The sequence below is a fragment of the Achromobacter sp. ACM04 genome (genome assembly GCF_014851465.1).
Taxonomy (GTDB): Bacteria; Pseudomonadota; Gammaproteobacteria; order Burkholderiales; family Burkholderiaceae_B; genus Achromobacter; species Achromobacter aegrifaciens.
Genome location: NZ_JACUZS010000001.1, coordinates 37,045 through 48,879, shown reverse-complemented (window position 1 = coordinate 48,879; position 11,835 = coordinate 37,045). Strand labels below are relative to the sequence as shown.

15 protein-coding genes are annotated in these 11,835 nt (G+C 62.7%); 1 reads left to right on the top strand and 14 read right to left on the bottom strand.

The window, feature by feature from the left end; all coding sequences use genetic code 11:
* Window positions 1–4: 4 nt before the first annotated feature.
* From IB259_RS00295 to IB259_RS00240, 12 genes are all read right to left on the bottom strand, one after another.
* Window positions 5–541 carry a hypothetical protein gene (locus IB259_RS00295; protein WP_192326962.1) on the bottom strand — a complete coding sequence of 179 codons (537 nt, stop codon included), beginning with the start codon at window positions 539–541 and terminating at the stop codon, window positions 5–7.
* A complete protein-coding gene (locus tag IB259_RS00290; protein ID WP_192326959.1) occupies window positions 538–915 on the bottom strand; it encodes a hypothetical protein in 378 nt (125 codons plus the stop codon). Before IB259_RS00290 ends, IB259_RS00295 begins: the two co-directional genes overlap by 4 nt.
* Window positions 912–1,364, bottom strand: a complete 453-nt coding sequence (locus IB259_RS00285; protein ID WP_225596753.1) for a hypothetical protein — start codon at window positions 1,362–1,364, stop codon at window positions 912–914. The genes IB259_RS00290 and IB259_RS00285 overlap by 4 nt, the downstream gene beginning before the upstream one ends.
* Window positions 1,352–1,783, bottom strand: coding sequence for a DUF4054 domain-containing protein (locus IB259_RS00280; RefSeq protein WP_192326956.1), 432 nt, complete (start codon window positions 1,781–1,783; stop codon window positions 1,352–1,354). Before IB259_RS00280 ends, IB259_RS00285 begins: the two co-directional genes overlap by 13 nt.
* A 9-nt stretch (window positions 1,784–1,792) precedes the next feature.
* Window positions 1,793–2,131: a hypothetical protein gene (locus IB259_RS00275; RefSeq protein WP_192326953.1), complete on the bottom strand. Its 339-nt coding sequence runs from the start codon at window positions 2,129–2,131 to the stop codon at window positions 1,793–1,795.
* A 67-nt stretch (window positions 2,132–2,198) separates the two neighbouring features.
* Window positions 2,199–3,233 carry a DUF2184 domain-containing protein gene (locus IB259_RS00270; RefSeq protein WP_192326949.1) on the bottom strand — a complete coding sequence of 345 codons (1,035 nt, stop codon included), beginning with the start codon at window positions 3,231–3,233 and terminating at the stop codon, window positions 2,199–2,201.
* 3 nt (window positions 3,234–3,236) lie between these two features.
* A complete protein-coding gene (locus IB259_RS00265) occupies window positions 3,237–3,722 on the bottom strand; it encodes a hypothetical protein (protein ID WP_119450810.1) in 486 nt (161 codons plus the stop codon).
* The gene (locus tag IB259_RS00260; protein WP_192326946.1) at window positions 3,723–5,093 is read right to left on the bottom strand and encodes a DUF2213 domain-containing protein; all 1,371 of its coding nucleotides are present in this window, start codon (window positions 5,091–5,093) and stop codon (window positions 3,723–3,725) included.
* Complete coding sequence (locus IB259_RS00255) at window positions 5,090–5,893, bottom strand: phage minor head protein (RefSeq protein ID WP_225596752.1); 804 nt, start codon at window positions 5,891–5,893, stop codon at window positions 5,090–5,092. Before IB259_RS00255 ends, IB259_RS00260 begins: the two co-directional genes overlap by 4 nt.
* Window positions 5,886–7,433, bottom strand: a complete 1,548-nt coding sequence (locus IB259_RS00250) for a DUF1073 domain-containing protein (RefSeq protein ID WP_192326943.1) — start codon at window positions 7,431–7,433, stop codon at window positions 5,886–5,888. The genes IB259_RS00255 and IB259_RS00250 overlap by 8 nt, the downstream gene beginning before the upstream one ends.
* Window positions 7,430–8,920, bottom strand: coding sequence for a phage terminase large subunit (terL, locus tag IB259_RS00245; RefSeq protein ID WP_192326940.1), 1,491 nt, complete (start codon window positions 8,918–8,920; stop codon window positions 7,430–7,432). Before terL ends, IB259_RS00250 begins: the two co-directional genes overlap by 4 nt.
* Window positions 8,880–9,455 (bottom strand): terminase small subunit, encoded by a 576-nt coding sequence (locus tag IB259_RS00240; RefSeq protein ID WP_192326936.1) that lies wholly within the window; start codon window positions 9,453–9,455, stop codon window positions 8,880–8,882. Before IB259_RS00240 ends, terL begins: the two co-directional genes overlap by 41 nt.
* Before the next feature lie 549 nt (window positions 9,456–10,004).
* Between IB259_RS00240 and IB259_RS00235 the strand changes: the two genes are divergently transcribed.
* Entirely contained in the window at window positions 10,005–10,361 is a 357-nt protein-coding gene (locus tag IB259_RS00235; protein ID WP_192326933.1) for a hypothetical protein, read from the top strand.
* Between the two features lie 809 nt (window positions 10,362–11,170).
* Here IB259_RS00235 and IB259_RS00230 read toward each other — a convergent pair.
* Window positions 11,171–11,527, bottom strand: coding sequence for a hypothetical protein (locus IB259_RS00230; protein ID WP_192326931.1), 357 nt, complete (start codon window positions 11,525–11,527; stop codon window positions 11,171–11,173).
* Window positions 11,520–11,723: a hypothetical protein gene (locus IB259_RS00225; RefSeq protein ID WP_192326929.1), complete on the bottom strand. Its 204-nt coding sequence runs from the start codon at window positions 11,721–11,723 to the stop codon at window positions 11,520–11,522. The genes IB259_RS00230 and IB259_RS00225 overlap by 8 nt, the downstream gene beginning before the upstream one ends.
* Between the last annotated feature and the right edge of the window lie 112 nt (window positions 11,724–11,835).

The window sequence follows — 11,835 nt, the reverse complement described above, 5'->3', positions numbered from 1 at the left end:
AGCTTTAAGCTCCGGGTGGAAATTTGGTGTCAACCTCGACGAGGTTGACGTGGAGTGAGTCCGCAAACTGCTGTGGAAGCGTCACGGTGGGGTTGAATTGCAGAATGGCGTCGAAGGACCACCGTTCCGTGTACTGGTTCTCGCCGGTAATGAACGGCAGTTGCTTTGGCTCACCGGCGTACAGAGGTTGCGCGCGGCCCAAGTCCCCGAGGAATTCGCAGCCGTACTGGCTCCTGAGCGCGATCGACAAGATCAACGCGCGGTCCTGCGCCTTCTCCCCGTAGCAATCGACCTGGGCCGCCCACTGCGTCGGCCGCGTCAGGGCGCGGCTACCAGAGGTTGGCGTCGGATCGGCATATTTGGTGTGGGGCAACGACAAGCCGACCACGCCCATTGGAGTGACGATGACGTATTCACTGCTCTTGGGAGACGGCACACGGTTGACCTGCCCTCGCACGACCTCACAATCCACCAGCGTGTCCGCGAAGGCGCCCAGGTCGTCGACTAGGGTGTCCTCGGTGATGCTGATCTGCGCGCTCATGGCGTTTCGTCCAGTTGGAGGGTCACGCCCACCTTGCACCAGTCCGGCCACGTCTCGAAGACCGCCGTCACCAGCCAGGTCTGACCATCAAACAACAGCAGGTCGCCACCGTTGGCTAGAGGCCGCACCACGCCCTGGGTGTCGCCGTACATGTAGACACTGCGCTGCACGCCCTGGATGTTCTGCGCCTCGAGGTGCGCCACATCCCGGCCGCTGAGCGGCTGGACCTGGAGCTTGGCTTGCGCCGGCGCCAGATACTTCGGCACCTGCTTGCGGCCCGGCCCCATCTCGTAGCCGTCGCTGTACCGGACCTGCCCGGTGATCATCGGATTCACCGCGGCGATGATGGGGCTGACGATTCCGTGCAAGTTCATGTGTCGACCTCGTAATCCACGCTGTTCATCATGTGGCCGGTATCCACCAGCGGCTTATCGAATCCCTTGCGCGCGACCGTTACCGGCGCCAATGGCGGGCTATCGAGCTGTCGAATGGATTCCTGCAGCTGGCCTTTGATACCTTCGCCCATCTGCCCCAGCGTCTTATCGATGTCGTAGTCGTTACTCTTGGCCAAGGCTCCCAGCGCGCGCGGCCAGCCTTTCTGCTTCTCTGCGATCATGGCGCGGAAGAACGACCTGGGCGGCTGGTTCTGCTCTGGGCGCCCGAACTCATTAACAGCCGCGACAAGCGCCACCGGCGTACCGTCCGGATAAGTGGCGTTCTCCAGGAAACCCGTACGCAGCGTCCCGCCGTCCCCGGCCTTGTCGGCTATTTCCTTCAGCCGTGCCATCAATGCGTCACCGCCCTTAAAGCTCAGGGTCGCCATGGCACCACCACCGGAAGCGCGTAGCCGGCCGGCGCGGGCCGATAGCGGCCCACCCGATACTTGGCAGTGGCCTCCCAATACTGGGCGCCGTAGCCGGTCTGTGCGTACCACTGCGCCGAGCCCGACGCCACGTTGTACTCGGCCGAGACCGAAACCGACCCTTCGGTAGCGCTGTTGATCCGGCCCACTAGCGGCCGCGGACCCTGGCCGTTCTCGCCGTAGGTCAGTGCCGCGACGTGGGCGGTAAGCAGGTACAGGAGCACCTTGCGCTCGTCGACGTCGCAGACCACGCTGCTGTCCTTGTTGCTCAGGTACAGCGTGGCCATGTTGAAGGCATGGTTCAACTGCGTATCGCTGAGCGTGGCGAAGGACGGGTAGATCTGCCGGAACTCAGCGGGATCAAAGACGACGACAGCCATGGGCCGCTCCTATTTCTTCTTGCCTTCGTAGTTCTCGGGCTTGATGCCAGCGGCGGGCTTTTCCGGATCCAGGCCCTCCAGACCTGACTTCTCGTCCTTGCGCTCCTTGGCTTTGGAAGCGGCGCTGCGCTCGCTGCCCTGGGCGAAGATCATTTCCTTCTTGAGCGGCTGGAAGTCGGCATACAACTTGGTCCAGGCTTCCCAGAATTCGGTGGGCACATCGGTCAGGCCGTGGCCGGCGATCGCCTCCGGATGGTTGGCACCCTTCAGCAACACAGGCTCTTTGGCGCCCGGGATATCCAGGATCAAGCCATTGGGCAACTTGCACGCAACGGTAACGGTCGACATATCTCTTCCTCGAATGAAAAAGGGGCGCCACATGGGCGCCCCTCAGGGTTGCTGCGTCTCGCGCTGGTCAGACGCCGATCATGGCGGCAATGGCCATGGGCACCTTGATGATGGCGCCCCAAGTTCCCTGCGACTTCTTCTGCTTGAAGCTGGAGGTGTCGCGGACGATGGCGTGGGCGCGCATCTTCTCGGTGAAGGCCGCGGAGCCCACGTTCTGCCCCTCGATCGATTCGGCGATGAGCTGCACCAGCTGGCCCGAGCCGGTGGCGTACTGCACGGCGGTCTCGATGGTCAGGTTGGGGAAGTTCTTGGCCAGCTGATCGGTGACGTTGACGTTGTACTGGTTCGTCTTCGTCAGGTTGACTTCGATCTCGGGCGACATGCACAGCTTCAGCTTGTCGCGGCGCGACACCAAGCCGCGGGTCTGGGTAACCAGTTGCGCGAAAAGACGCTGCGAAATGTCGTCATAGATCGCCTGGCCATCCTTCGTCGCCCAAGTCGTGCCAGAACCGGTCCCGGTGGCACCCGGGGCGATCGGTGCCGACAGGTTCGGGTCATTCAGCAGGCCGTAGTTCTGCAGCCCGGCGATGCCGAAAAAGTAGCTGTTGTCCTGGAACTTGTTCAGAACCAGGGCGGACGCCACGTTCAGCTCCGAAGCCCAGTTGATCTTCGCCTGCCCCGCCATTTCCAGTTCGCGCTCACCCCATTCCGTCATGGTCTGGTAGTGATACGACTGACGCTGCGGGAAGTTGGCATTGGCGCCGGCGCGACCGTTGTTGTTGAAGTCGCCGTAAGACGACACCTCACCCGTGGATTCCACCACCGGGAAGGTAGCGGTCAGCGTGGTCCAGTCGCCCTTCTTCGCTTCGCCCAGGATCACGGCGCCCTGCATGGGCGTCGTCAGAACGCGCACCAGTTCGGGATCGACGTAATTCAGCATGTAGCTGGGAATGCCCGAGTTGCTGACCGTCACCAGCGGGCCGGCGGCATCCATGGCCAGGGCGTAGTCGAGACGGAATTCGTCGGGCAGATAGTCCATGGCGCCCGGGAACACGATGCCGAAGTGCTTCTCCAGCAGCGCGAGGTCTTGGTTTCGTTTCATGTCTTACCCCAGGTTGGTGGAGGTGATCTTGATCAGCGCGCCGATCGCACCCGCGCTGGCGACGAACCAGTCGGTTTCAGTGCTGCCGGCGATGGTGGCGCCAGCGGCGCCCGTGGAGATGGTGCCGTCCGTGTTGGAGGCGAACACCTTCTGGCCGATGGTGGCAACAGTCTTGGTTGCTGCCCAGAAGTCGCCCAGGTTGTGCAGCGTGACGCCCAGACCGGCGGGGATCAGCATGCTGGCCTCGGCGAGCCAAAGGGTGATGATTCCTTGTTGCTCACGGTGCACGAAGCCAGTGGGCACGCCCGAGCCAGCGTTGGTGACTTGACCATCAGCATCGGCCCAGGCAAAGCGGCCAACCGTGACGCCGGCCGTATCGGCTACCAGGCCGCCGGGGCCAGCCAGGACGACCGATCGCGGGTTCGAGCTGGCGAAGTCGCCAGCAACTGCTGCGGCGGGTTCGATATAGACCTGTTTCTGGAAGCCCATTTAGATCACCTTCGGGATGTTCGGGAAGCGGTCGCGGAAGCTCTTCTGAGCGGCCGAGTCCATCGCCACACGCGGGGTTTGCGGAGCCTGGTCTTGCGCCAGGGCCATCTTGACCATGGCACGATACGCCGCGGGCGGGGTATCGGTCAGATCGATGCCTTTGGCGTCCAGGGCCATCTTGTAGACCGCCTCGGCCGAGTCCTGGGCGACGATTTCGCCGAGGATGGGCCGGCATTCCTGCTCGGCGGTGCGGATCGCGGTCATGCGCGAGATGGCGCCTTCCTCGCCGGCCTTCGTGGCCTTGGCCAGAGCGGCGTCCATGGCCTGCTTAGTCACCGGCGCTGGCGCCGTGCCGGGCGTGGGCGGCGGCTCGTCGGCAGCACCGGCGGCCGGCTCGCCCAGGGCGGCCATCACACGCGCGGCTTCTTCCGGGCCGAGCTTTTCGCCCAGCATTTCGCGGATCTTGCCCATCAGTTCGTCGTCCTGGGCCACGGCCTTGGGTTCCGTGAGATCTTCTTCCTCGTCTTCACCGATCGGCGACATGCCCGGATCGGTGAACACCTCGATGACCTCCTTCAGGTCTTCCAGGTCGGCGTCCTGCGCCAGCTTGCCCTTGAAGTGGTTCTGCATGGCGCGCACGATGCGCGGCTGCTCGGACTTCAAGTTCTTGCGGCTGACGCCCTTCAGGAAGGCGGTCAAGTCGCCCAGCGCCGAGTCCTGGGCCAGCTTGGGACGGATGTACGCCCCAAGCGCCCCGGCGACAGCGATGGCGGTTTTGCTCTGTTTCATTTTCGGGATCTCCGAAGGGTTGAGGGTATAGCTGTCGCCTACGACGACGTCCGGGCCTGCACGGCCCACTTCGACAAGCGCGACGTGATTGCCGCGAATGTCTCGCATCACCCCGTCGTATGCGACGCCTTCATAGACGCCAGGGGTCATATCGGCGCGGTAGCCGTAGGCGCTCGAAAGCTCCTTCTGCTCCTCCGAGTTGATGCCAGCGATTGCGATGGCGTCCCATACGACGAGGGAATTCTTCAGGTACGGCGCCTGAAATGTGGCGTCCGTGCCGGTGGTGCCCACCACGCGCTCTTTGCGCGGCTGGTTGGCATCCACCGGGATGTGGATGTGCAGCAACTGGATGCCGTTGAAGGTCGACGCCGCCTTCTCCAACTCCTGCGGGTCACGCAGCAGGAAGTAGATGCGGTTGGCGTCGAGCCCCAGCGCTTCCCAGTCCGGGATTTCATTGCCGCGGTACGGGTTGACCGTGGCCTTGCTGATGTTGCTGATCGCAACGTGCATCCGACCATAGGCGTCGATCGTGCGCACGGTGGCGCGGTCGAAGGCCAGGCCGTGCTGGTTCTGCTGTGTCATGGGTCGAATCCCGGGATGATGCTGATGGCCACGCAGCGGCAATTTGGCAACTCGCCGGGGCGGATGTACTCGCCGTCTATGAGCATGCCCTTGTCGGCGTCGTAGACCTGGCCGTCGGCCTCCTGGTGCGACTTGCGCGGGTGCTTGCCGCCGCGCGAGTGCCGCCACTTGGCCTGCTTGATGCCCAGGCCCTGCTGGCGCACGCGCGTGATGGTGGCCGTAGCCTTGTTGTTCTGGTCGCGCGCGATGAACGCCGCGCGCCGCTTGGTGACGCCGTACCGCTTCTGCAGGTCCTCGACCAAGCCTTCCAAGTCGCGCCCCTGGGTCACTGACCGCATGACCAGCCCCTGGACGTCCTGCAGGTGCTCGGCGGCGATCGACTTAATCAGCCCGACGTTCTCCTGCACGGTGGCCTGGAAGACGTCATTGGCCGCCCGCGTCATCTGGAACTGCACGCTGAAGCCCTTCTGCCGGAGGGCATTGCGCAAGGACACGTCAGCCGCGCTCATCGAGGTTTCTGCAAACTCGGTGGCTACCGGTTGGGCGGCCTCGTCAAAGCGCCGCTGCCACTGCTTGGCAAGCCGGCGCATCATCTTGGTCAGCGCCATCGCGGGGCTTTCGTCCTGGGCGATCTCCGGCACGTTGCGCCGGTAGGCAGCCGTCAGCCAGTACACGACCGACCGCTGCATCTCGTCGATCAGCCGGTCCAGGCGCTTGCGGTAGGCCACCTCGATCCCCTGGTTGGCATACACGGGGCGCAGCGGCACCTCGCGGCCAGTGGGAGATACGAGGTCAGGCATAGGCTTGTCCCTGCGGTTCGTCTTCCAAGGTTGGCGGGGGGGCAGGCACGGCATCCGGCGCGCCGTCTTCGTCCAGATCGCTCACATCAAGCGAGTGGTATCCATTCGTCTCTTCGGCCGCGATGCGCTTGCGCACCTCGACAGGGCTGACTGCGCCCAGTTCGACCAGCACCGCATCGGTGTCGGCGTCGTACTTGCGCACCTCGGCCTGTTCCTTCTCGCTCATCTGCCACAGCGGCACGAAGCTGAAGGAAATGTCCGGGTCAATCTCCCCGAATTCGCTCAGCTGGATCACCTCCAGGCACTGCTGCAGCGGATCGCGGAACACCGCCTCCTGAACCGAGAGCATTTCGTCATAGAAGACGCGGATCTCTCCGTCTGCCGTCGAATTCAGGCCGCTGGGCGTGATGCCCGTGTACTTCACCAGCGGAATGCCGGGGACAACGCACAGCTGCTCCAGCGACTGGTTTTGCAGAGCGTCCAGGCCCGAAAGCGGCACGTTCTCGAAGCGGAAGTCCTCGCTTTCCTTGTCGATGGCCCAGGTGCCGCGGTTGGTCCGCATTCGGTTGAACAGGTCGACGCGCTTAAACACGTCATCGCCGGAACCATCGCCCAGGATGGACGCCATGTTCGTGAGGAACAGTGGCACCGAGAACCCATCGATCAGGTTTGCCACCGCCTGGCGCGTCTTCAGCCAGTTGTTGACGTAGGGGATGGTCAACTGCGTCAGCGACATGCCGCCGAAGTTGTAAGACGGCTTCAGCAGGTCAGGCACCTCGCGCGACACGATGTTCAGCAGACGGCTGGTGTGCACCTGGCGCCCCAGCACGAACCACGACGTCGGCTTGTAGAAGTCCGGCCGCATCGGGTTGTCACTGTTGTAAAGGTACGGCGTCGTCCAAACCGGGTCGATGACCTTGAACCCCACCAGCGAACCCTTGGCGATCTTCGCCGGGCTCTTGACCAGGATGGACTTCAGTTCGTCGGGGTCTGCCCATGCGAGCATGCCGGTGGGCGTCTTCACGTCGATGTAAATCTGCGACCGGCCGAACAAGCCATCCTGAAGGGCAGCCAAGCGGAACTTGGCGCGCAGGCGGTGTCGGCGCATGGCCTTCTCGATCACTTCGAGCTTGTCGGCTTTGTCGTCGTCGCCCTTGACCTCCAGCTTGATCCACTTCCGGGTCATCTCTTTGGCGATGACGTCGGACATCTTGCGGTACTCGGGGCGCTGCGACAGCTCAGCCAGGTACGGATAGCCGATGAACCCCATTCCGGCGTAAGCCTCGCTCACGTAGGCATAGACCGGACTCATCGCCTCGTCCATGGCCACCAGCGCCGCCTTCTTGTCCGCAGGGATCACGAACGGGGCGACTGCTGGGCGCTTGAACTCCCCTTTGGGGGCAGGCGGCTCAGCAGGCGGAATGTTCGAACGACCCAGGGCCTCCGCGCTGATCTTCATCCCAGGCTCGCGGCGCGCGGCCGGGACCGGCGCAGGAGCCGCTGGGGCTTTCCTGCGCAGGATCCAGTCGAGTAGTTTCATGCACGCCTCATGGCTTCAGGGTTGATCTTCATCGGGCGCTTGGTGATCAGCTCGGCAAAGGCTCGTGAGAGCCCGTCGACCTGGTCGTCATGTTTGCCGTTCGGGAAAGACCGCAGCTCGTCGATCAGTGCCTTGTTCCAGTCACCGCGCATCATCAGCACGTTGCCGACGTTGACCTGGGCGGCGAATGGTTCGGCGCGCACGATCTTGTCGCCGCTCTCGGGGCTGCTCACGATCCGATAACCCGGCATGCCGCGCGTCAGGTAAAGCACCTGCGTCTTGCCAGCCTGGCCGGGGTCCTGCGGGATGCTAATGCGGACCTGCCGGCCGTCCAGCGCCGCGGTGTTCTCGATCGCCTTGTCGCGCCGGTCCGGGCCCCACTGGCCGCGCACCATGTCGCCGATCACGTATTGACCTGTCGGAAGCCGACCCAGCTTCGGGCCAGCGGTGAAGTCGCCCGCGCCGTCAGTACTCGCGAAATCCCAGCCCCGCACCCAGTCGATGCGCCCAGCCGGCAGCGCGTCGATGGTCTGGATCTGGTCAGGCTTGAACAGGTCACCATCCAGGGGAGTCGGTCGCTGCTGGTATAGCGCCGACCAGGTGCGGGGGTTGGATTCAAATTGCGCCCAGTGCCCGCGGTCGAACCACTCCGGCCACAGGTACTGGCCATGCTCTCGCCCGAGAGGGTCGTTATCGACCTCGCATCGAGCCTGGATGCATAGCACCTCCCAGTCGTTGCCGTCCTTGCAGCGAATCAGACCGCTTTCACCTTTCCAACCCTCCGGCAGAATGCGTCCCGCGAGGTCGTCCTCGTGCCAGCGGGTCTGGATGATCACAATCCAGCCGCCCGGGATCAGGCGCGTCTTCAGGTCGTCCTCGTAGGCGTCCCAGGTCTTCTGGCGAATCGTCTCGGAGTTGGCTTGCTCGCGACCCTTGATCGGGTCGTCGATGATGATCCCGTGGGCGCGGTTGCCTGTGACCCCGCCGAGAATCCCGCAGGCGATGTATTCGCTGCCGTTCGACAGGGCGAACTCTTGGGCAGCAGACGACTCACTAGTCAGTCCTGCCGTCCAGATGCCCCTGTACCGCGGCTGCTTGATGATTGATCGGGTACGGCGACCCATCTTGCGCGCCAGGTCATCACCGTAGCTGGCTAGAATCAACCGCCGGCCGGACTTCTCACCTAGGAACGCCGAGGGGAATACCACCGAGGCATAGGTACTCTTGGCAGACCCGGGCGGCATAAACACCATCATGCGGCCATGCCGGCGCTCGCTGGTTTCCTTCAGCTTCCCCAGCAGCAGCCGGTGATGGTCCGCCATCGTTGTCTCGATGGGCTGGAAGAACTCGGCGTCCGGGTCTTCGGTATCTACAGGCTTCCCAGGGACTTCAATGGCATTCGCGTAGTCCAGGATGCTGGCCCGCGCGCGCCGACGAATCAGCAACTCACGCGCGGCCTCCTGCGGCGATAGCTGCGAGTTGCTCATCCGTCATGTCTGCTATGGGTATGGGGCCGCCATTCGGGCCGGAATGCTCGATGCGGTCCTTGAACATGCCAAGGTGGCGGCCGATGTCGACCAGCGCGCCCTTCTTGTCATGCAGCTTGACCTTCAGCCCTTCTCGACCCTCGGAGATTTCGGAGATGGCCGCGGCAGTGTCGTCGTCGATGTCGTCGGCGCTGACCAGTGCAAGGCCGTGATAGGCCTCGGTCACCTCGCCCTCGTCGTCGCCTGCGTCGGTGACTCGCAACTCCGTCTTTCCCCAGCGGACGATCTTGCGGATGTCGCTGAATCCGATCTTGGCCAACTCGCGCAGGACCATATCCTGGGTGATCTCGGTCCGCTTTGCGCGGGCCGCTTGTGCCTCTTGAACCGCCGCGGCGATTTCAAGTTTCTTCAAGTTCTGCTCGGCGATCTGCCCAGCAGTTTTCTGGCTGTACCCGGCCCTTATCGCCGCTTGCGTGGCGTTGAGGTCAACGAGGTACTCATCCACGAAGCGGCGCTGTTTGTCTGTCAGCGCCATATCTGTTCCTTTGGTTGCGCCCATCCGGCTACCCATCAGGGCTGGGCGCCGCGGTTCTCGTCATGCTGGCCGCCGGCGACAAGACCGGTAAGAAGTGTCCCGCGCATTTGCCCCTGCGCGGGCGCCAGGCCTGCTGAGGCGACTCATGGGGGGTGTTGTGAGTTGTGGGGCCCCTCCCCAGCTGACATCCCGTCGCGGGTGGAGTTGTCGGGCGGCGCCGGTCGGAGCCAGCGGTACGGGGCTATCCGCGAGTGCAGCATTGGCCGTTGGCGCGCTGCGGGCTGGTCGATTGCGGCGGCTGTTCCCACGCATTTGACGACTGAATAACAATCATCAAATGCGTAGAAACCAAAGCGGCATGGAGGCGGCCTTTTCGGCATTTAAATGCCACATTTAATCGATGCCTTGCGCGATATACTCCAGCCGAAGTTTTGAAACAAATTATTCCAAAATCGTTATAAACCTCAACAACCGACTCGAGTGGTTGACGGCGGGCGACGGCCTTGTCGTATCAGTCTGCTTGATAAATCGGGTAACACAGGAAGAAAGATGAGCAAGATCGGAGGGTATGGAAAGCTCGGGGGCTTGGCGCTGTTGATATTCGGGCTTTCTGGGTGTGGCGGTTCTGAGCCCCCATTTAAGGTGGAGGCTTTTCAAAAGAAGAACCCCTACTTCAACGTGCCGTATGGCGAGGTGCGCATAAACGCCACGACGGACGAGGTGGTCATTGAGTCGCTAAAACTCAATAGAGGGAATTGCAAGGTCCAGGTGATCTACGGATTGACCGACCTGCCCCGAACAATCAAGTTTGGGCAAAGCCTTGAGTTAGCTTCCGTCGGGCAGTGCAACATCCAAGAGGCGGAGATCACCGCAAACGGCACTGTCTGGAAATTTTCATTCAATTAATGCGAATTGATGTAGGCGCTACGCACAAGCCCCTAGTTCGCAACTGACCAAGCGCAAGCCCCGGTACCTTCCGGGGCTCTATTTTTCAAACCGTAAGATCACACCCGTATTGTCCCGCAGCTTGCGAAGGCGCGTGCGGCTCGGCTGACGGTTCTCTCTGGCCCCTGCTCTCTGGAAACAAAAAAGCCGCCCGTGGGCGGCTGAATCATCATGAGGGCGTTCAATTCTGCGGTATGTCGGGAACCGCCGTCCAGCGCTGGTCGTCACGCCCGGACGCTCTGTTCAATTGCCAGACAGAGCCATCATCGGCCAAAGCGTACAGCATGACCCCGGAAGCCGGGATGACCGGCACCATCCCGGGGTTGTTTCCGCCCAGCAGAGGCCGGCCGTTCCCAGTCGCGATTTGGATTATTTTCCGTGCCATGGTCATCTCCTCGGGTGAGCTACAAATCAAATATAGGAGAGGATTTGGACTGTGGCAACGAAAAAGCCCCAGCTTTCGCTCAGGGCTTCATTTCTTCAGGGCGCAAGAGCCCGGACGTATTGTGATGGTTCTTGAAATGGTTTTCCAGAAGCCGATGTTATATTCGCCCACCAATATTCAACGTGGACGCGGGCGCTCGCCTCGTCTCTGGTGCTGCTGATCTGGCCGCACTCTTCCAGAGCGACCAAGACGCGCCACACCCCCGTCCGCACGACGGCGCGCTCCCGTGAGTCTGCCCGCGGCGCCGCGTAGTTGATGATCTGCTTCATCTTGAACCTCCGCCCAGGGTACGCGCCCAGCAGGTCGATCACTTCCTTCGCGTATTTCACGCCAGCCTCCTTTCGACCCGGTCGCGGAACAGCCCCAGGTACAGCTTGTATTCGGTTTCGGTCAGCGCCACGCCCGTCGTGTTGGCGATCCACTCCCGCGCAGCCTTGACCCGGGCCCGGGCGTCAAGGTGGCCGAACATGGGGCGCTTCTGCGGGTACTCGGCGATGATCACCATGCGCTCATGCCACGGCAACGCCGCATGCATGCTCTCCACTACCAGAGCGTGGTCCATCAAGATGGGGCGGTGGTCGTCTTCCCAGGACACATACGGCGTCATGTTGCCCACAGTGGCGCCTGACCACACCCAGCGGCTCCAATTCCAAAGCAGATCATCCCCAGTCAGGCTATTCATCGGCCACCTCGTAGCGGTTGCATTTCTTCCCATAGGGCTTGCCCTTCAGGCAGCGCGTGATCGTGTCGCCGAAAGGCGTCTCTATGGTCTTGGAGTGCGCACAGCCATTGCATGACCGGTTCGCTGCGGCCTGCTGCCGGCTCATCACGACCAGCATGGGGTCGCGGAATTCCCACTTCTGCAGGTCCGCCGTCATGCGAGCCACCCACGGCGCCGGGCCCAGGCAAGATATGCCGCCTCGAAGGTGGCCCGCGGGCTCGGGCCAACAGCTGCGCACCAGACGAACCACATGCCGCCCTCTTCCCGGG

Coding starts and splice junctions, on each gene's coding strand:
- IB259_RS00295 (WP_192326962.1), bottom strand. CDS start 541: ATGAGCGCGCAGATCAGCATCACCGAGGACACCCTAGTCGACGACCTG.
- IB259_RS00290 (WP_192326959.1), bottom strand. CDS start 915: ATGAACTTGCACGGAATCGTCAGCCCCATCATCGCCGCGGTGAATCCG.
- IB259_RS00285 (WP_225596753.1), bottom strand. CDS start 1,364: ATGGCGACCCTGAGCTTTAAGGGCGGTGACGCATTGATGGCACGGCTG.
- IB259_RS00280 (WP_192326956.1), bottom strand. CDS start 1,783: ATGGCTGTCGTCGTCTTTGATCCCGCTGAGTTCCGGCAGATCTACCCG.
- IB259_RS00275 (WP_192326953.1), bottom strand. CDS start 2,131: ATGTCGACCGTTACCGTTGCGTGCAAGTTGCCCAATGGCTTGATCCTG.
- IB259_RS00270 (WP_192326949.1), bottom strand. CDS start 3,233: ATGAAACGAAACCAAGACCTCGCGCTGCTGGAGAAGCACTTCGGCATC.
- IB259_RS00265 (WP_119450810.1), bottom strand. CDS start 3,722: ATGGGCTTCCAGAAACAGGTCTATATCGAACCCGCCGCAGCAGTTGCT.
- IB259_RS00260 (WP_192326946.1), bottom strand. CDS start 5,093: ATGACACAGCAGAACCAGCACGGCCTGGCCTTCGACCGCGCCACCGTG.
- IB259_RS00255 (WP_225596752.1), bottom strand. CDS start 5,893: ATGCCTGACCTCGTATCTCCCACTGGCCGCGAGGTGCCGCTGCGCCCC.
- IB259_RS00250 (WP_192326943.1), bottom strand. CDS start 7,433: ATGAAACTACTCGACTGGATCCTGCGCAGGAAAGCCCCAGCGGCTCCT.
- terL (WP_192326940.1), bottom strand. CDS start 8,920: ATGAGCAACTCGCAGCTATCGCCGCAGGAGGCCGCGCGTGAGTTGCTG.
- IB259_RS00240 (WP_192326936.1), bottom strand. CDS start 9,455: ATGGCGCTGACAGACAAACAGCGCCGCTTCGTGGATGAGTACCTCGTT.
- IB259_RS00235 (WP_192326933.1), top strand. CDS start 10,005: ATGAGCAAGATCGGAGGGTATGGAAAGCTCGGGGGCTTGGCGCTGTTG.
- IB259_RS00230 (WP_192326931.1), bottom strand. CDS start 11,527: ATGAATAGCCTGACTGGGGATGATCTGCTTTGGAATTGGAGCCGCTGG.
- IB259_RS00225 (WP_192326929.1), bottom strand. CDS start 11,723: ATGACGGCGGACCTGCAGAAGTGGGAATTCCGCGACCCCATGCTGGTC.